The 18,630-nt window shown below is 30.5% G+C and carries 20 protein-coding genes; 1 reads left to right on the top strand and 19 read right to left on the bottom strand.

Features of this window, described 5'->3' with window-relative positions; genetic code table 11:
* Positions 1–161: 161 nt before the first annotated feature.
* From KQI77_RS00330 to glgB, 16 genes are all read right to left on the bottom strand, one after another.
* Entirely contained in the window at positions 162–728 is a 567-nt protein-coding gene (locus KQI77_RS00330) for a DUF4342 domain-containing protein (protein ID WP_216387354.1), read from the bottom strand.
* Between the two features lie 6 nt (positions 729–734).
* Entirely contained in the window at positions 735–1,478 is a 744-nt protein-coding gene (recO, locus tag KQI77_RS00325; protein WP_253289279.1) for a DNA repair protein RecO, read from the bottom strand.
* Positions 1,479–1,489: 11 nt separating this feature from the next.
* Entirely contained in the window at positions 1,490–2,383 is an 894-nt protein-coding gene (gene era / locus KQI77_RS00320; RefSeq protein ID WP_216387352.1) for a GTPase Era, read from the bottom strand.
* A gap of 12 nt (positions 2,384–2,395) precedes the next feature.
* Positions 2,396–2,797, bottom strand: a complete 402-nt coding sequence (locus KQI77_RS00315; RefSeq protein ID WP_216387351.1) for a cytidine deaminase — start codon at positions 2,795–2,797, stop codon at positions 2,396–2,398.
* A gap of 65 nt (positions 2,798–2,862) precedes the next feature.
* Positions 2,863–3,564, bottom strand: a complete 702-nt coding sequence (locus KQI77_RS00310; protein WP_216387350.1) for a diacylglycerol kinase — start codon at positions 3,562–3,564, stop codon at positions 2,863–2,865.
* A 17-nt stretch (positions 3,565–3,581) separates the two neighbouring features.
* Positions 3,582–4,082 (bottom strand): rRNA maturation RNase YbeY, encoded by a 501-nt coding sequence (gene ybeY, locus KQI77_RS00305; protein ID WP_216387349.1) that lies wholly within the window; start codon positions 4,080–4,082, stop codon positions 3,582–3,584.
* Between the two features lie 20 nt (positions 4,083–4,102).
* Complete coding sequence (locus tag KQI77_RS00300; protein ID WP_216387348.1) at positions 4,103–6,145, bottom strand: HD family phosphohydrolase; 2,043 nt, start codon at positions 6,143–6,145, stop codon at positions 4,103–4,105.
* A gap of 28 nt (positions 6,146–6,173) precedes the next feature.
* Complete coding sequence (gene yqfD, locus KQI77_RS00295; protein ID WP_216387347.1) at positions 6,174–7,307, bottom strand: sporulation protein YqfD; 1,134 nt, start codon at positions 7,305–7,307, stop codon at positions 6,174–6,176.
* The gene (gene yqfC / locus KQI77_RS00290; RefSeq protein WP_216387346.1) at positions 7,297–7,590 is read right to left on the bottom strand and encodes a sporulation protein YqfC; all 294 of its coding nucleotides are present in this window, start codon (positions 7,588–7,590) and stop codon (positions 7,297–7,299) included. The genes yqfD and yqfC overlap by 11 nt, the downstream gene beginning before the upstream one ends.
* A gap of 92 nt (positions 7,591–7,682) precedes the next feature.
* Entirely contained in the window at positions 7,683–8,135 is a 453-nt protein-coding gene (locus KQI77_RS00285) for a GatB/YqeY domain-containing protein (RefSeq protein WP_216387345.1), read from the bottom strand.
* 33 nt (positions 8,136–8,168) lie between these two features.
* A complete protein-coding gene (rpsU, locus tag KQI77_RS00280; protein WP_216387344.1) occupies positions 8,169–8,345 on the bottom strand; it encodes a 30S ribosomal protein S21 in 177 nt (58 codons plus the stop codon).
* Between the two features lie 114 nt (positions 8,346–8,459).
* Positions 8,460–8,804, bottom strand: coding sequence for a histidine triad nucleotide-binding protein (locus KQI77_RS00275; RefSeq protein WP_216387343.1), 345 nt, complete (start codon positions 8,802–8,804; stop codon positions 8,460–8,462).
* Positions 8,805–8,821: 17 nt separating this feature from the next.
* Positions 8,822–10,129: a tRNA (N(6)-L-threonylcarbamoyladenosine(37)-C(2))-methylthiotransferase MtaB gene (gene mtaB / locus KQI77_RS00270; protein ID WP_216387342.1), complete on the bottom strand. Its 1,308-nt coding sequence runs from the start codon at positions 10,127–10,129 to the stop codon at positions 8,822–8,824.
* On the bottom strand, positions 10,129–10,890 hold the full coding sequence (locus tag KQI77_RS00265) for a 16S rRNA (uracil(1498)-N(3))-methyltransferase (protein WP_216387341.1): 762 nt from the start codon (positions 10,888–10,890) through the stop codon (positions 10,129–10,131). Before KQI77_RS00265 ends, mtaB begins: the two co-directional genes overlap by 1 nt.
* A gap of 13 nt (positions 10,891–10,903) precedes the next feature.
* Entirely contained in the window at positions 10,904–11,845 is a 942-nt protein-coding gene (gene prmA / locus KQI77_RS00260) for a 50S ribosomal protein L11 methyltransferase (RefSeq protein WP_216387340.1), read from the bottom strand.
* 256 nt (positions 11,846–12,101) lie between these two features.
* The gene (gene glgB / locus KQI77_RS00255; RefSeq protein WP_216387339.1) at positions 12,102–13,886 is read right to left on the bottom strand and encodes a 1,4-alpha-glucan branching protein GlgB; all 1,785 of its coding nucleotides are present in this window, start codon (positions 13,884–13,886) and stop codon (positions 12,102–12,104) included.
* A 157-nt stretch (positions 13,887–14,043) separates the two neighbouring features.
* Here glgB and KQI77_RS00250 point away from each other — a divergent pair, with 157 nt between their 5' ends.
* The gene (locus tag KQI77_RS00250) at positions 14,044–14,556 is read left to right on the top strand and encodes a TetR/AcrR family transcriptional regulator (RefSeq protein WP_216387338.1); all 513 of its coding nucleotides are present in this window, start codon (positions 14,044–14,046) and stop codon (positions 14,554–14,556) included.
* 38 nt (positions 14,557–14,594) lie between these two features.
* Here the strand turns inward: KQI77_RS00250 and KQI77_RS00245 are convergent, their stop codons facing one another.
* The 3 genes from KQI77_RS00245 to dnaK all read right to left on the bottom strand — a co-directional run bounded on the left by KQI77_RS00245 (position 14,595) and on the right by dnaK (position 18,617).
* Complete coding sequence (locus tag KQI77_RS00245; protein WP_216387337.1) at positions 14,595–15,377, bottom strand: ZIP family metal transporter; 783 nt, start codon at positions 15,375–15,377, stop codon at positions 14,595–14,597.
* 159 nt (positions 15,378–15,536) lie between these two features.
* The gene (gene dnaJ, locus KQI77_RS00240; RefSeq protein WP_216387336.1) at positions 15,537–16,667 is read right to left on the bottom strand and encodes a molecular chaperone DnaJ; all 1,131 of its coding nucleotides are present in this window, start codon (positions 16,665–16,667) and stop codon (positions 15,537–15,539) included.
* Positions 16,668–16,763: 96 nt separating this feature from the next.
* The gene (gene dnaK, locus KQI77_RS00235) at positions 16,764–18,617 is read right to left on the bottom strand and encodes a molecular chaperone DnaK (RefSeq protein WP_216387335.1); all 1,854 of its coding nucleotides are present in this window, start codon (positions 18,615–18,617) and stop codon (positions 16,764–16,766) included.
* Positions 18,618–18,630 lie beyond the last annotated feature (13 nt).

Genomic DNA, 18,630 nt, shown 5'->3' with positions numbered 1-18,630 from the left:
ACCACACCCATTTACTTTTACTATAATTAATTTCCTGAAAAATCACACAAATAAAAACATTATTCCTCAAATTTCTGTTTATTCACTTTTTATTAACTTTTCTCTTCTATAATTATTAAATGGGCTTTATAAAATATAAAGCCCTTATTATTGTAGATATATTAATTGTTTTCGTCTTCGTCAAACTTTACTGTGTAACTATATACTGTGTCTGTTCCTGTATATACTTTTTCTTTTTTTGATGTATTTTTGAACATTTTTTTAACTTTATCTACTGCACCATTTGCCTTATCTTTTATTGTTTCTGTAGCACTAGTTACATACTTATTAATAACTTCAACTGTACCATCTTGTTTAGTAATTTCTATTGTAATTTTAGTTGCTACTGCAACTATTACACCGAATGCCATTATTTGTGGAATCATAACTGCTATTACAGTAGCTGCTATTCCTGCATTAACTGGAATATCTAGAAGTTCTTCTTCATCTTTTTTTATCTTTATCCTTGTTACATCGCCTTTTTCTATTATTCCTTTTATCCAAGATTTAAATTCTTCTATTGTTTGTGATTTTTCTTTTTCACAATTTTCTTTCTTTGGATTTTCTTCAATATATATAATAGCAGCTAATACATCTCCATTGCTCTCTTCTAGTGCTTTCTTAGCTTCTGAATAACTTACACCTGTTCTCTCTATTACTGTATCAACTTTTTCTAATGTAATCTCCATAAATTATCACTCCTTTAAATATTTTAACATTTCTAAACTCTTTGGTTTCTTTGAATAGTTATTTGATATAAGAAATGTAGTTACTTTCTCCATCTCTTTTTTCATATCTTGAGTCAAGTTCAATCTATATACTTTATCTGCTGGAGTATTTATGAGGAATTTTAGTGCATTATATGTACCTCTAGAAACATATAATCCATGTATTCTCTCACATTCTTCACACACTCCACCATAATAAGATAGACTTATATAATTAGTAACATTTATTTTCTTTCTACATATAGCGCAATAATCTAGATTTAACCCATAACCAGTAGCTTTTAATAATTTCAATTCAAAAGATCTTACTAATAACTCATAGTCTAGGGCATCTGTATTTAATAGATATAATGTTGTAACAAATTCCTTAAAGAGCCACTTATTACTTTCTCCCTCTGCTAATGCAATGTCTATAAGTTCACAACAGTAACTAGAATAAGTTAACTTATCTAAATTGTTAAGTAGCCCTTGAAACGATTCTATTATTTTACCTTCTTGAAGATTTGCTAATCCTCTTCCTTTATAATATATATATTCACCATAGCACAAAGGTAACGTTATTGATAGAAATTTACTTCTACTTCTCTTAGCTCCCTTTGCAATAGCTGATACCTTGCCATATTCATCAGTATATAACCAAACTAACTTATCATTTTCTTTATAGTCTAGTGTTTTTAATACTACAGCCTTACACTTTATTAACGACAACAATTACACTCCTATTATTTATTCTTCTGCTTATAACCTAATTCTTTAAGTAGGTTTTGGTTATCTCGCCATTCTTTTCTAACCTTAACCCATATTTTTATGTTTACTTTATTATGCAAGAATTTCTCTAACTCATATCTAGAACTTTCACCTATTCTCTTTAAGCACTGTCCATTCTTACCTATTATTATTCCTTTATGTGAAGCTTTCTCACATATTAGATCTACTTCAATATGATAAGTTCCATTAGGTGTTTGTTTCATTTGAATTACATCTACAGCTATTCCATGAGGTACTTCGTCTCTAAGAGTTCTTAGTGCTTTCTCTCTTACAATTTCTGCAACAACAAATCTTTCTTGTACATCAGTTATCATATCTTCTGGATAATATTTAGGTCCTTCTGGCAATTCATTAACCATAAGTTCTAGAAGAGTATCTACATTCTTCCCCTTCATAGCTGATATAGGTATGATCTCTTTAAAATTAAATTCTTTTGAATACATTTCTAAAGATTTTGCCACTCTATCTTGAGTATTCTCATCAATCTTATTAAGTACTAAAAATACTGGTGCTTTGCTGTTTTGTAAAGATTCTAATATGAACTTATCACCTTTACCTATTTCATCATCTGGATTAGTTAAAAATAATACTAAATCCACGTCTTTCATTGATTCCTTTGCTGAATTAACCATATATTCACCTAACTTGTGTTTAGGTTTATGAATACCTGGTGTATCCACAAAAACTATCTGATAATCATCTGTTGTAAGAATTGTTTGTATATTATTCCTAGTTGTTTGAGGTTTACTAGATACTATAGATAACTTCTCTCCCATTATATAATTCATTAATGTTGACTTACCAACATTAGGTCGCCCTACTATTGTTACAAATCCTGATTTAAACAAAAATTTTTCCTCCTACTTATCTAAATCTGCTTTTGAAAATGCTCCTGGAAGTATATCTTCTAATGTCTTCTCTAATACTTCATTTTCATTCTTAATAATATATATCTTCATGTCACTGCTCTCTGCAAATTCACAAATAACTTGCCTACATATTCCACAGGGATATGTAAAATTATTAAAATCTCCAATAACAGCTAGTGCTCTTAAAGTTCTATTGCCCTTAGAAACCCCATTAAATATAGCAGTTCTCTCAGCACAATTAGTGGCTCCATATGATGCATTCTCTATATTACACCCAGTGTATATATTACCATCTTCAAATAATGCAGCTGCACCTACCTTGAAGTTTGAATAAGGACAATACGCTAATTCTCTTGCTTCTATTGCCTTCTTAATTAAGGCTTCTCTACTCATAATCTATTATCCCTCCATGCAAATACATCTTATAAATAGTATATCATATTAATCAATATAGTACATCAAATATCAAAAAGAGTAAATATAAATACTGTTACTATTATACCCATTATTCCACCAACTATAACTTCAGATACTGTATGCACCTCTGAATCCACTCTACTCTGTGCTGTTATAAGCGCCATAAGATAACTTATAACTATACATATAGGTTCTACAGTAACAAGAGAAATAATAGTTGCCATAGCAAAAGCTAAAGCACTATGTCCACTAGGCATACCACCCTTTAAAGGTGTTCCTTCTCCAAATATTGCCTTAGCTATAACTGTTACTAAACACACTATAGCCAAAACAATAAGAACTGCATAGGAATCAGAGTTTCTCACCTTATCAATCATTGTATAAGATATATCACTTAGTTTTTCTCCAAATATTATGTATCCTACTATAACTGCTCCTATTGCGTGAACAAGTACGCCACCTGCTGCTGCATTCTTTGCTACCTTTGCTAATGGATGATAATAATTCGTAGTCATATCAACTACCGCTTCTATAGCCGTATTAAATATTTCTGCTGCTATTACTGAACATATAGTAAGAACTAATATAAGAAATTCAATCTTTGATATATCAAAGAAGAAACATGCTATTAGAACTAAAATAGATGCACATATATGTATCTTCATATGTCTTTCAGTTCTTGCAGTATCAATAACACCATTTATTGCTGCATTAAAACTATCAACCATTTTCTTTAACTTCATTACATATCACCATACCTTTATCTAGTTATGTTTAACTTTTCTAATATCTCTTCTTCTCTTCTTCTCATAACTACCTTATCTTCTTCCACCATATGATCGTATCCTAACAAATGTAGAATCGAATGAACCACAAGATAAGATGCTTCTCTCTGAAAAGAATGGTTATATTCCTTACTCTGTTCTAATGCCTTCTCTAACGACAACACTATATCTCCTAAAACTACTTCTTCTCCATCTTTATATGTTACATCAAAATTATAATTTTTATACATATCTTTGAATACTTTTTTGTCTTCATAATCAAGCATAGGAAAAGATAATACATCTGTTTCTCTATCTATATTTCTAGTGTCATTGTTTATTTCTCTTATCTCTTCATTATCCACAAATACAAGCGAAACTTCTGTAGGTATATCTACCTCCTCTTCCTTTAATGCATGAAGAATTACTTTTTTTAATCCTTCTATCTCTTCTTCTGTTATGTTTATCTTATTTTGTCTATTATCTACATATATCATATATCATATCTCCATATTGTTTATTTTTCTTCCTTTGGATATTCTATCCTTTTATGATAAATACCATTTAACGCTCTTAAGAAACATTCTTTTATCTTACTTAAATCTTTTAATGTTAATTCACAATTATCTAATTGTCCTGATTTTACTTTGTCATCAACAATATTATTTACCATTTCTTCTAATTTTTTAGTTGTAGGATCATTAATAGATCTTACAGCTGCCTCTGTGGAATCTGCTAACATTATAATAGCTGATTCTTTTGTATTTGGAATAGGCCCTTTATATCTAAAATCTTCTTCTTTTATGTCATCTGGATTATCAGATTTATTTCTAGCTGTATAATAGAAATACTTCACTAAAGTTGTTCCATGATGTTGTTTTATTATATCTATTATCAATTCAGGGAGATTATATTCTTTTGCCATCTCCACCCCATCCTTAACATGGGATATAATTATCATAGCACTGAGATTCTCATTTATATTATCATGAGGATTCTCATTAGTAAGCTGATTCTCTTTGAAGAAATATGGTCTAGTAATCTTACCTACATCATGGTAATAAGCCCCTATTCTGGTTATTACCGGATTAGCTCCCACTTCATCTGCTGCCATCTCTGCTAAGTTTGCTACAAGCATGCTATGATGATATGTTCCTGGAGCTTCCATTAGTAATTTCTTTAATAAAGGATGATTAGGATTAGATAACTCTAATAATTTTAGAGTTGTAACTACGTCAAATGCTCCTTCGAGAATAGGTAATAGTCCTATTGTTAATATGGCTGATACTATTGTTCCAACAACCATAAGTAATGTGTTAATAAGTACAACCTTTATGTCACTTGATAAGAAAACACCTATACAAAAATTAACTATAGATATAACAAGAGCTATAAATAAACTTGCATATAAAATATCATTTCGTTGTTGTAATCTTCTCATAAAAGTTGAACTCAATATAGTACATAAAACTGCTATTAGAATAATTGATGGATCAAAATCTGTTATTGCTGCAATATAAAATACATTTAATATATTAACATATATTGATACCTTATAATTAATCAACACCGTCATAAGAAGCGGCGCACAAACCATAGGAATAATATAAGGCGACACAAGTGCCAATCCTCTTGCTAGCAATACTGTCATAACAGATAACAAATTAATAAGGACAATTTTTTTATGTTGTTTAAATAAATCATAATAATTTCTATAAATGTATAAGTTTTGTAAAGACAAAATAGCTATTACAAACACGGCTAGTGCTATATATATTATTATTGATCCACTTGAATCATTACTAGATAATCCTAGAGATTTAAGTATTGCTATCTGTCCTTCAGTTATAGGTTCTCCTTCATTAACTATTATTTGATTTTTTTTAATTGTGACATTTTGAACAGACTTCTCTGCTTCTTCTTTTGCTTTTTCAGTAGATTCACTATCATAAAACAAATTAGGTTTTATTTCTTCTTTTGTTATTTGCTTAACAATAGCATTAAGTGTACTACTATAATTTAATTCATCCACATCAGAATTCACCAAATCTTCAGCTTGTTTAATACTATCGTCATTATTATCCTGAACATGACTACTATATACTTCATCTAATATCTTTATAATGCTATCTTGAATAGTTTTTAATTCGTTATCACTTAAACTTAGTAGATACATACATTGTGTACTAGTTAAGGTACTTCTTTTTTGTTGAAGCTCAGCAACTTTAGTATTTTCGCTATTATTCTCATCTAATATACTCATAATTGATGAAAACAAATTGTTTATGTTATTCTCTGCTGTATTCTGCACATCAGCTTTAACTACATATATATCTTCTACAGCATCCTTTGCTTCTTGAATCTTCTTATCCGTAGCTTCCTTATCTATAGTATCTCTTGTTGCCTTTATATCATTAAGAGCTATATCTCCAACCTTATAATCATACTTCTTCGGTGCAACCACAGTTGCAAGCACACTAAATATAATAATAAAAGAGCATATAAATGTTATAGTAAATTTTATTCTCTCTCTTACTTTATTATTAATTTTCTTCTTCATATATCTCACCTTCAAACTAGAAATCTAATCAAGAATTCACTACTAATGCTATATTTTGTTCAACCACAAATATAGCCTTAACTAATATCTTTCCATCATCTATTCTACTAGCAGTTACATCCTTATCTACTATCTTTGCTTCATTACTTAATTTTTTTTGCAAAGCATTCTGTAGTTTATTGCAAGTTACCTCAACAGCATCCTTTTCTTCAATGTTAATTTTCATCTTTTCTTTTTCGTAATATTTCACAATATCTATAAGTTTACTCTTATCTTCTATTTTATCATAATACTCAAAATTATTAATAGCCTTTTTCAAGTAAATTTTCGCACCAAACAATTCTATATATATATCACTATCTTCTTTTTTGGTTCGCAAAAATTCCTCACCTGTAATCTGAACCTCAGAAGACATCTCATAAAAAGTATTTGCAATAACAACACCTTTTGCAGGAACCTCATGTATATTCTCATCAATTCCTCTAACCCCTTGAATAAGCAAATCATTTTTATTAACTATATCCCCTGGTGCTACCATAGCAGTTCCTGAGGTAACAAATATCCTCTTAATTTCTCCGCCTCTTTCTGCAATAATATTACCTATTTGTTGTTTATCAGATAACTCTGGTGGATTTACCTTTTCCTTTACAAGAACCTTTAAAGTAGAACCTTCTATTCTTATTCTAAGCCACAGTATTTCATCATTAACAGTTTCTAGCCTTCTTTCTAAATCATATACATCTATATCATTTTTCTTCATCCCAGCTTTTACCCCAAGTTTTTCCAAATCTCTTCTCACTTCAAAGGGGGATAAATTGTTTTCTGTTGTAATTTCAACCGACCATACATAAGTTGATAAATAATATATTATTCCAATAAATATAAATGCTCCCGCTATCAAACTCTTTTTATTTATAATCTTTTTTATAACATATATAACTCCACTTTTATTTATAACTTTTACTTTACCCCTCATTTTCTCAACTATTGCAACAACTTCTTCATATTGTTCATAACTCACTTCTATTCTAAGGGTAGTGATACTTTTTCTTTTTACGCTGAAAAGTTCTATATTCTCTTGCCACAATACATTCAAAAATCTTTCTATAGATGGAACAATAACTTCCATTGATATCTTACCTTTTTTTAAATTATTCATCATAATTAATCCCCTCATATAGAATTGATTTAAACTTTCCACTTATAGTTACTGTATAAGTACCTATGTATAATATCTCCAATCCCATTCCCTCAATTTTAATTGGACCTAGCTTAGAATTAATTCTTATTAATAATTTATCAAAAGACAATATTCCTTTATGGTTTTCTATAGTTATTTCTTTATACCCAATAATTGTTATCTTAGGCACATCTAATATAACTTCTATTGGCAAATCAGCCTTTTGAGCTATAAAATCTTTACCTTTTTTTATTTTATCTTCCACACTCTTTACCTCAAAAAATAATATTACTTCAATGTACTTTATGATAAAAGAGTAAAAAAAATAACAAAAAGAACTCTTTCGAGTTCTTCTTGTTATTTATTAGTTAAATATTCTTTCACTAATGCACTTACAAGTTTGCCGTCTGCTTTACCTACAATTTTAGGTCTAACAATCGCCATAACTTTGCCCATGTCTTTTATGCTATTAGCGCCCACTTCAGTAGCTGATTCTGTGATTATTTGTTTTATTTCATCTTCGCTTAATTGCTGAGGAAGGTACTCTAACAATATTTCAATTTCAGCTTTGTTTTGCTCAACCAAATCTTGTCTATTTCCCTTTTCAAATTCAAGCATAGCTTCACGTCTTTGCTTGACCTCTTTTGCTAATATTTCAATAGCCTGAGCATCCTCAACTTGTATACCATCAGTTTTTTCGACTAATAGTATTGCAGATTTAGCCGTACTAATAACATTAGACTTAAATTTATCCTTTGCCTTTACAGCATTCTTCCAATCTTCTTGAAGTCTTTCTTTTATACTTGGCAACTTTTACTACCTTCTTTCAAAAAAGAAACAGTTCTACTTGAACTTTCTCTTTCTAGCAGCTTCTGATTTCTTCTTTTTCTTAACGCTTGGCTTTTCGTAGTGTTCTCTTTTTCTTACTTCTGAAAGTACTCCAGCTCTAGCGCATTTTCTCTTAAATCTTCTTAATGCATTTTCAAGAGATTCGTTTTCTCCAACTTTAATTTCTGACATAAATTATCCCTCCCTCCGCTAGCTAAAATTCTTAAATTAACTCAGCTACGGGCTTAATAACACTTAATATATTATACAATACTTATCTTCTATGTGTCAACAACTGTTATAACTTTATACAAGTTTTTCTCCTAAATTTTTCTTTCCAATTATATGAAAATGTAAATGTGGAACTGTTTGTCCGCCATCTTTTCCACAGTTGTTAATTATTCTATAACCACTTTCATCAATTCCTAGTTCTTTTACTATTTTATTAATTGCTAAAAATATATTTGAAACTTCTTGTACATTATCTTCATTAATCATATTAGCACTTTGTATATGAACTTTTGGTATTACTATTACATGTACTGGCGCTTGAGGATTAATATCCTTAAATGCTAATACATTATCATCTTCATAAACTTTTGTGCTAGGTATTTCACCTTTTATAATTTTACAAAAGATACAATCTTCCATTAATATTCCCCTCCTTCTTATTCTATATATTCAGCTACTGCATAATCATCATATGATTCTACAAGCTTACATTTTATTATATCACCTTTAACTGTATTTGGACAATTTTTTACAATTACTTTAATATAATTTCTAGTGTAACCTTCATAACAACCTTCATTGTCTTTTACTTCTTGTTCTATTAATACTGTTAATTCCTTATTGATATATTTAGCTATAAATTCTCTTTCATTTTTATTATTAAGAGCTATTAGCTTTTTACTTCTTTCATCTTTAATATTTCCATTTATTTGATTAGGCATATCATATGCCTTAGTTCCTTTTCTACCACTATACTTAAATACATGTGTCTTAGTAAGTTTTATCCTCTCTAGGAATTCATATGTTGTATTAAATTCTTCTTCTGTTTCACCTGGAAATCCTACTATAACATCAGTTGTTATCGATACATCAGGAATGTTTTCACGAAGAATATTAACTATTCTCTCATATTCCTCTGCTGTATATCTTCTATTCATTCTCTTTAATGTTGAAGTACATCCACTTTGTAATGATAAATGAAATTGAGGACATAACTTCTTCATCTTCTTAATCTTATCAACCACTTCTTCTGTGAAAAATGCAGGCTCTATCGAACCTATTCTAACTCTCTCTATTCCATCTAGTTTCTCTATTTCTTCTAATAAATCCACTAAAGTAATGTTATCATCTAAATCTAATCCATATGACGCTATATGGATTCCTGACAGAATTATTTCTTTAAATCCATGCTCTTCTAAAGCTTTTATCTCTTCTAAAACTTTCTTAGGTTCTTTTGAACATACAGCACCTCTTGAATAAGGTATTATACAATATGTACAAAATCTATTACAACCATCTTGTATCTTTAGAAAAGCTCTAGTTTTATCTTGATATTCTTCTATGTTTAAATCTTCAAACTTTTTATTACGTAATACACTATCTACATGGAATTGAAGTTTACCTTCATCTCTAGCCTTGTTAACATAATATACAACATCACCTTTGTTTCTAGTTCCCAAGACTACATCAACGCCTTCAATCTTACTTACTTCTTGAGGTGCTATCTGCGCATAGCATCCTACAACCGCAATAATTGCGTCAGGATTAAGTCTTCTAGCCCTACTTATTACTTGACGTGACTTCTTATCTCCCATATTAGTTACTGTACATGTATTAATAACATAAACATCTGAAACTTCTGTAGGCTCTACTACTTCATATCCTTCTCTTATGAACTTCTCAGCCATAGCTTCTGATTCATATACATTAACTCTGCATCCTAATGTGTGAAATGCAACTTTCATTATCTTATTCCTCCTAAATCGCCCAATTCATATTGTATCAATGAAGTAGTTGTAAAACCTGCTGTTTCTGTTCTCAGAATCCTATTACCTAATGTTATTATATAAGCTCCCTTATCTTTAAGCTCATCTATCTCTGACTGCTCAAATCCGCCTTCAGGTCCTACTAATATTCCTATTTTCTTAATAGAAGCTATCTTATTATCTTCTGTTAATTCATCTATCAACGCTTTAATTCCATAATTCTCAGCATTCTCATAAGGAACTAAAAATACATCCATATCATCAATTCTATTTAATACTTCGTTGAATTCTATAGGTAAACTCACTGTTGGAATAACTGTTCTCTTACTCTGCTTCGCTGCTTCTAATGCAATTCTATTAAGTCTATCTAATTTCTTAAATTCACCTTTTAGCTTTACATCAACTCTACTAGTTATAACAGGTAAAAATTCCTTAACACCTAATTCTGTTCCCTTCTGAACAATTAAATCCATCTTCTGAGACTTGGGTAATCCTTGAAATAAATATATATCTATGGGGCTCTCATTATCAACGTCTAGTTTCTCAATCAAGTCAACAATAACTTCTGTCTTGGTTATAGTGTTTATCTTCCCTAAATATTCAACACCTAAACAATTATTGATAACAACTTCTTCACCTTCATCTAATCTCAAGACCTTATATATATGTTTAACATCATCACCTAATATAGTTGCAGTATTATTTACAATATTATCTGCTGCAGTGAAAAATTTATGCATATCTTATCCTCTCTTATTTTAATCTTGCTACTATACAGTTCCATTCTCCGTCCTTGTTGATTTCTTCTACTTCAAATCCACACTCTGCTAGTTTATCTAAAACCATATCTACTCTATCATGAATTATTCCTGATGTGATAAAATATCCACCTGGAACTAATGCTTTACTAACATCTGATGTTAAAATACAGATTACCTCAGCTATTATATTAGCTACAACAATCTCTGCCTTTCCTTCTATAACATCTATTAAGTTTCCTTGTAATAATTCTATATTATCTAAATCATTAAATTTAACATTTTCTTCCGCTGACTCTACTGCCACTGGATCTAAGTCTACACCTACTGCCTTTTTTGCTCCAAGCTTTGCTGCAGCTATAGCTAATATACCTGAACCACATCCAACATCAAAAACTGTTGTATCAGGTTTAACATATTTCTCTAAAGCCTTGATACACATTCTAGTTGTTTCATGTTCTCCAGTTCCAAATGCCATTCCTGGATCTAGCTCTATAACTAAATCTCCATCTTTTTCTGCATATTCTTCCCAAATAGGCTTAACCACTATTTTATCACCTATTCTAGTAGGTTTATAATACTTCTTCCAATTATTCGCCCAATCTTCTTCATGCATCTTTTCTGCTTCTACAACGCCATCACCTATATCTATACCCATATCTTTAAGTTCTTGTAATTTCTCATTTACATATGTTAGAATCTCATCCATATTATCTTCTTCAGCAAAATATGCTTTAACCACAGCAACTTTTCCTTTGTGTTCTAATACATTTATATCTGCGAAATCCCATGTTAATGGGCCTTGTTCCCTACCTAATATATCTTGAGGATCTTCTATAGCAACCCCCTTACAATCTAATCCATAAAATATTCCCGAAATAGGTTCTAAAGCTTCACTTTTAGTAAAAACTCTAACTTCAATCCATGTTCCTTCCAAGTACATCTCATCCTTTCATAATTATTAACACTAATAAATTATTTTATACTTATTTTTTACAATGTGTCAATGCCTTTATTTATACGCTAAAAAAAAAGCTACACTTGTAGGGGGATACAAATGTAGCTTAACATCTTATAATAAGATGTATTTGTTTATTTTATAAGGGGTAAAATACTTAATAACTACTTTACATTTATTATTATAATATGCATTTATTTATAATCAATGTATAATAATTTAACAAATTGAAAACTTATTTTACCTTTAATATTATTCCTGAAAATGGCTCCAAGCTAATTTTTAATTTCTTATTTTCGAAGAAATATTTTTCATTATTTTTAACTGTCTTTCCGCCAAATTCCTGCCAGTCCGAGTTTAAAACAACCTCTGCATTATCAAAGTCTACATCTACTTCATAATTTTCTTGATATTTATCTGATAAATTTAAAATTACAACAAGTCTTTCATCATTTGACTTTCTTTCATAAGCATATATACACTTCTCTTCTTGATGACAATCTAACCACTTAAATCCATCTTCTATATAATCATTTGCATACAATGAATTGTGATTTAGATATATATTATTCAAACATCTCATATACCTATAAAAGTCATCATGATTTGGATATTTAAGTATATCCCAATCTTGTTCTCTTTTTTCGCTCCATTCTCTAAGTTGTCCTATTTCATTTCCCATAAAATTTAATTTTTTGCCAGGATGTGTATACATATACATATAAAGAGCTCTACCTTGTGGAAATTTCCCTTCATATTCACCATTCATCTTTTGTAATATAGTTCCTTTTCCATGTACAACCTCATCATGAGATAATGGCAACATATATTTTTCATTATAATAATACATCATAGAAAATGTTAACTTGTGATAATTAGTTTTTCTATCCTCAGGTGACATTGAAAAATATGCTAATGTATCATTCATCCAACCCATATCCCATTTATAATCAAAACCTAATCCGCCTTCGTTTACTTTCTTTGTTACTCCATTATAATTAGTAGAATCCTCAGCCATTAACAAACAATCAGGATATTTTTCCTTTAATCCTTGATTCATTGTTTTGATAAAATCTACTGCATTACCATTTACTCCTCTTTTTTCATCGCCCTGCCAATATATTATTCTACTTATTGCGTCCATTCTAAGCCCATCAAAATGATATTCCTTAAGCCAATACATAGCACATGATTGTAGAAAACTTCTTACTTCACCTCTTGAGTGCATAAAATTATGACTTCCCCATTCACTTACACCAACGTCATTATGAGGATATTCGTATAATGCTGTCCCATCATAATTAGCTAATGCATATTTATCAACTGCAAAATGTACAGGAACAAAATCTAAAATAACACCTATATTATTTTGGTGACACTTGTCAATTAATTTCTTAAGTTGAGTTGCTGTTCCATATCTAGATGTTGGACTATAAAAACCTGTATTCTGATATCCCCAAGATTCATCACATGGATGTTCACTTATAGGCATAAGTTCTATATAATTGTATCCAGCTTCTTTAACATATTTAATAAGTTCATCTGCTATTTCTTCATACGAATACCAGCCCCACTCATTGTCTTTATTAGTTCTCCATGATCCCATGTGCATCTCATATATGTTTATTGGTTTTTTATCACATTGTCCTCTATTTCTCATCCATTTATCATCATTAAATTTATATTCATTCATATCTCTAATAATTGATGCATAAAAAGGTCTTAATTCCATACCATAACCATAAGGATCACAATGCTCTACAACATTACCATCATTTTGATATATCTTATATAGATATTTCATTCCTTCTGTAGCATTTGGAACAACGACTTCATAGAAATTACCATTGTATACCTTATTCATTTCAATCTCTTCCCAACTGCTAAAGTCACCAACTAATGTTATTCTTTGAGCTGCTGGTGCAAATGTTCGAAATACAACTCCTTCATTTATAATATGAGCACCTAAGTATTCATAAGCATCAAATATCTTACCTGTATAAAAACCATACATATCCATAATTATATCACTCCCAAAAATTAATTGACCATAGTCTATTATCTATTTATAATTTAATTATAAAACAACTGTATTTATATTCCATATTCATTTTTCAAATATAGTTGTTTAATAGACTTTTCGTTAAAATAGTCTATTTATTTATAGGGGGATTATTATGGATTTACGTGTTAAAAAAACAAGAAATAGTATTATTAATGCTTTTATTGAACTTAGGTCAAAAAAACCTATTGAAAAAATTTCTATAAAAGAACTTTCAGAATTAGCTATGATTAATAAAGCTACCTTTTATCTACATTATAGAGACATATATGATTTATCTGATTCATTAGAAGAAGAACTTATTCAAAATGTATTAAACAGCATAACTGATGCAGATAATTTTAGTGAGCAGCTTTTAAATGGATTAATTGCTCAAGGAGAATTATTCACAATACTTTTATCTCACAACAGAAATAATAATTTTGCAAATAAATTAGAAAAAGAAATTAAAAAATTTATTTTTGATAATAGACCTCAATATGCTAACAATAAAAAAATAGATATTATATTGTCATATGCAATACAAGGCTCTTATCATGCCTTCATTAACAACAATAATGTTTATGATATAAATAGTATTGTTGATGCTTTAAATTATATAAATAAATTAATTACTCAGGCATTATAGTGATTTTTAGTTTATCTATTTCACTTAATGCCATTAAATTATCCTAATGCCACATCTAACACCATCATTAACGAAAATCCAAATGCAAACATTATTGTTCCAACGTTTGAATGTTTACCTTGAGACATCTCTGGTATTAATTCTTCTACAACAACATACATCATAGCTCCAGCTGCAAAACTCAACAAGTATGGCAAAATAGGCACTACAAAGCTTGCAGCAATTATAGTTATAAATGCTCCTATAGGTTCTACAGCACCTGATAATACACCATATACAAATGCTTTTCCCTTGCTCATACCTTCAGCTTTAAGTGGCATAGATATAATTGCTCCTTCAGGAAAGTTCTGAATAGCAATTCCTAACGATAATGCAAGAGCCCCCATTGCTGTAATTTTTACATTGCCAGAACGTAATCCTGCATATACAACTCCAACTGCCATCCCTTCTGGTATATTATGAAGTGTAACTGCAAATACAAGCATAGTAGTTCTCTTTAATTTACTCTTAGGTCCCTCTGTTTCTGAACTATTCATATGCAAATGAGGAATTATACTATCTAGTAATAGCAAGAAAAAAATTCCAACCATAAACCCTATTAATGCTGGTATAAATGATAATTTACCCATATCCTCTGATTGCTGAATAGCTGGTATTAAAAGACTCCATATAGATGCAGCTACCATAACCCCTGCTGCAAAACCAGTCATAATTCGTTGTACTAAACAACTCATTTGCTTCTTCATGAAGAAGACACATGCGGCTCCTAGACTAGTTCCTAAAAAGGGAATAAGTATTCCTTTTATCACTTCTTTTTCCATATTTTTTCACCTCAATTTAAAATTCTTTCTTTAAATTAAAGATAATTTATAATATATATATTTACAACTTATTTTTTTATCAAAAAAAATTAAAACAAATTATACTTTACTATACATTAAAAAAAGAGTCATTCGCTATTGCAAATAACTCTTTTTTATCTATTTACCAAAGAACTTTTTTTTATGCTTAGTTTCTTTAATATCTATTTCTTCTCCACTAGCTTCCATAAATGCTCTTAAAGCTTCTTTTTGCCTTTCATTTAAATTCCTTGGAATGTCTACTATTACTTTTACATATTGGTCGCCTCTACCACCACTGTTAACTCTAGGAACACCTTTTCCTTTTAATCTAAATAATGTACCTGATTGAGTTCCTTCTGGAACATTATATGATACATCACCATCTACAGTAGCAACTTTTATCTCAGTTCCTAATGCTGCTTTAGCCATTGATAAATGAACCTCTATATAGATATCATTTCCTTTTCTAGTAAATACCTTAGATGGAGCAACATTTATTCTGATATATAAGTCTCCTGGAGGTCCTCCATTCTTGCCATGTTCTCCTTGACCTCTCAATGGAATCATGTTGCCATTATCAACACCAGCTGGAACTTTTATAGTAATCTTTCTGTTCTTTCTAACCTGTCCTTTTCCATGACAAATATGACAAGGTTTTTCTATAATCTTACCTTTTCCTCCACATTTATCACATGTAGTTGTACTAACAAAATTTCCAAGTGGAGTCTGTCTCTGAACTCTTATCTGACCTGTTCCCTTACAATGTGGACATGTCTTAGGAGAAGTTCCTGGTTCTGCACCTGTTCCTTTACATTCTTCACAATTTTCATTTCTAGTTATAGAAATCTCTTTTTCACATCCAAATACTGCTTCTTCAAATGTCAATCTTAAAACATATTCTAAATCATCACCTTGAACAGGGCCATTTCTTCTTCTAGATGAAGAACCACCACCACCGCCAAAGATTGTATCAAATATATCTCCAAAGCCACCCATTCCTGAGAAGTCAAATCCACCATCGAAGCCGCCGCCACCGCCTGCTCCATTAAAGTCAGCTGTTCCGAATTGATCATAATTAGCTTTCTTTTGAGGATCAGATAAAACTTGATAAGCTTCATTTATCTCTTTAAATTTTGCTTCTGCTTCTTTGTCTCCTGGATTTTTATCTGGATGATATTTAATAGCTAATTTTCTAAATGCACTTTTTATTTCTGCATCTGAGGCACCTTTTTGAAGTCCAAGTACTTCATAATAATCTTTTCCTGCCATTAAATCTTCACCACCTAACTTAATTTACCTTATAAAAGGGAAGACGCATTTAGCCTTCCCTTTTAACATTATATAGTCAATCTATTTATCTGACAACTATTTATCTTCGTCTACCTTGAAATCTGCATCTACTACATTGTCATCTTGAGCATTGTTAGCTCCTGCATTACCACCTGCTGCTGCATTTGGATCAAATCCTTCTGCTCCTTGAGGGTTAGCATTTGCATATATCTTTGATGATACTGCATAGAATTCTTGATTTAATTCATCCATTGCTTTCTTGATTCCTTCAATATCATCGCTATCTTTAATGTTCTTAAGTTCTTGTAACTTAGCTTCTACTTTAGCTTTATCTTCTGCAGATACCTTATCTCCTAATTCTTCTAATGTTTTTTCTGTTTGATAAGTTACTTGATCAGCGTTATTCTTAACTTCTATTGATTCTTTTCTCTTCTTATCTTCTTCAGCGAACTTTTCTGCTTCTTTTACAGCCTTATCTACTTCATCATCACTTAAGTTAGTAGAAGCAGTAATTGTAATGTTTGCTTCCTTACCAGTTCCTTTATCTACAGCAGATACTTTTACTATACCGTTAGCATCTATATCAAATGTTACTTCTATTTGAGGGATTCCTCTTGGAGCTGGTGCAATTCCTGATAATGTGAATCTACCTAATGTCTTGTTGTCAGCAGCCATTTGTCTTTCACCTTGTACTACGTGAATTTCAACTGATGTTTGACCATCTGCTGCAGTTGAGAATACTTGACTCTTCTTTGCAGGAATTGTTGTATTTCTTTCTATTAATGGAGTAGAAACTCCTCCTAATGTTTCAATTCCTAATGTTAATGGAGTTACATCTAGTAATAATACATCTTTAACTTCTCCAGTTAATACACCTGCTTGAATAGCTGCACCAATTGCAACACATTCATCTGGGTTAACTCCTTTTGAAGGTTCTTTTCCTGTAAAGTTCTTAACAGCTTCTTGTACTGCTGGAATTCTTGTTGAACCACCAACTAATATTACTTTATCTATATCACCAATTGAAAGTCCTGCATCTTGTAATGCTTTCTTCATTGGGGTAATTGATCTTTCTACTAAATCAGCAGATATTTCATTGAATTTAGCTCTAGTTAAGTTCATATCTATATGCTTTGGACCAGTTGCATCAGCAGTGATGAATGGTAAGTTAATATTTGTTTGAGTTGATGCTGATAATTCTATTTTAGCTTTTTCTGCTGCTTCTTTTAATCTTTGAAGAGCCATCTTATCATTTCTTAAATCTACACCATTTTCTGCCTTAAATGTATCTGCTATATAATCCATTATCTTTTGGTCGAAGTCATCTCCACCTAACTTAGTATCACCATTTGTAGATAATACTTCAAATACTCCATCACCAAGTTCTAGTATAGATACATCGAAAGTACCACCACCTAAATCATATACTAATATTTTTTCATTTGAATCAGTCTTATCTAGTCCATATGCAAGTGATGCTGCTGTTGGTTCGTTTATTATTCTTAGAACCTCTAGACCTGCTATCTTACCAGCATCTTTTGTTGCTTGTCTTTGAGCATCATTAAAGTAAGCTGGTACAGTAATAACTGCTTGAGTAACAGGTTCTCCTAAATAGCTTTCAGCATCTGATTTGATTTTTTGTAAAATCATTGCAGATATTTCTTGTGGTGAATAATCTTTGCCATCTATGTTTGTCTTATGGTTAGTTCCCATTTCTCTCTTAATTGATATTATTGTTTTATCTGGATTAGTAATTGCTTGTCTTTTAGCAACTTGACCAACTAATCTAGATCCATCTGCTTGGAATGAAACAACTGATGGAGTTGTTCTTGATCCTTCTGAGTTAGTTATAACAGTTGGTTCTCCACCTTCCATAACTGCTACACATGAGTTTGTTGTACCTAAGTCAATTCCTATAATTTTTCCCATAATCTATTCCTCC

It is taken from the genome of Clostridium sp. MSJ-8 (assembly GCF_018918325.1).
Taxonomy (GTDB): domain Bacteria; phylum Bacillota; class Clostridia; order Clostridiales; family Clostridiaceae; genus Clostridium.
Note: the sequence above shows the minus strand (reverse complement) of the source record. Positions and strands in the feature narration are given on the sequence as shown.

What these genes read in the sequence shown, in the direction of transcription:
- KQI77_RS00330 (WP_216387354.1), bottom strand. Translation starts at nt 728, where the DNA reads ATGGAGATTACATTAGAAAAAGTTGATACAGTAATAGAGAGAACAGGT.
- KQI77_RS00315 (WP_216387351.1), bottom strand. Translation starts at nt 2,797, where the DNA reads ATGAGTAGAGAAGCCTTAATTAAGAAGGCAATAGAAGCAAGAGAATTA.
- KQI77_RS00310 (WP_216387350.1), bottom strand. Translation starts at nt 3,564, where the DNA reads ATGAAGTTAAAGAAAATGGTTGATAGTTTTAATGCAGCAATAAATGGT.
- ybeY (WP_216387349.1), bottom strand. Translation starts at nt 4,082, where the DNA reads ATGATATATGTAGATAATAGACAAAATAAGATAAACATAACAGAAGAA.
- KQI77_RS00300 (WP_216387348.1), bottom strand. Translation starts at nt 6,145, where the DNA reads ATGAAGAAGAAAATTAATAATAAAGTAAGAGAGAGAATAAAATTTACT.
- yqfD (WP_216387347.1), bottom strand. Translation starts at nt 7,307, where the DNA reads ATGATGAATAATTTAAAAAAAGGTAAGATATCAATGGAAGTTATTGTT.
- rpsU (WP_216387344.1), bottom strand. Translation starts at nt 8,345, where the DNA reads ATGTCAGAAATTAAAGTTGGAGAAAACGAATCTCTTGAAAATGCATTA.
- KQI77_RS00275 (WP_216387343.1), bottom strand. Translation starts at nt 8,804, where the DNA reads ATGGAAGATTGTATCTTTTGTAAAATTATAAAAGGTGAAATACCTAGC.
- mtaB (WP_216387342.1), bottom strand. Translation starts at nt 10,129, where the DNA reads ATGAAAGTTGCATTTCACACATTAGGATGCAGAGTTAATGTATATGAA.
- KQI77_RS00265 (WP_216387341.1), bottom strand. Translation starts at nt 10,890, where the DNA reads ATGCATAAATTTTTCACTGCAGCAGATAATATTGTAAATAATACTGCA.
- glgB (WP_216387339.1), bottom strand. Translation starts at nt 13,886, where the DNA reads ATGGATATGTATGGTTTTTATACAGGTAAGATATTTGATGCTTATGAA.
- KQI77_RS00250 (WP_216387338.1), top strand. Translation starts at nt 14,044, where the DNA reads ATGGATTTACGTGTTAAAAAAACAAGAAATAGTATTATTAATGCTTTT.
- KQI77_RS00245 (WP_216387337.1), bottom strand. Translation starts at nt 15,377, where the DNA reads ATGGAAAAAGAAGTGATAAAAGGAATACTTATTCCCTTTTTAGGAACT.
- dnaJ (WP_216387336.1), bottom strand. Translation starts at nt 16,667, where the DNA reads ATGGCAGGAAAAGATTATTATGAAGTACTTGGACTTCAAAAAGGTGCC.
- dnaK (WP_216387335.1), bottom strand. Translation starts at nt 18,617, where the DNA reads ATGGGAAAAATTATAGGAATTGACTTAGGTACAACAAACTCATGTGTA.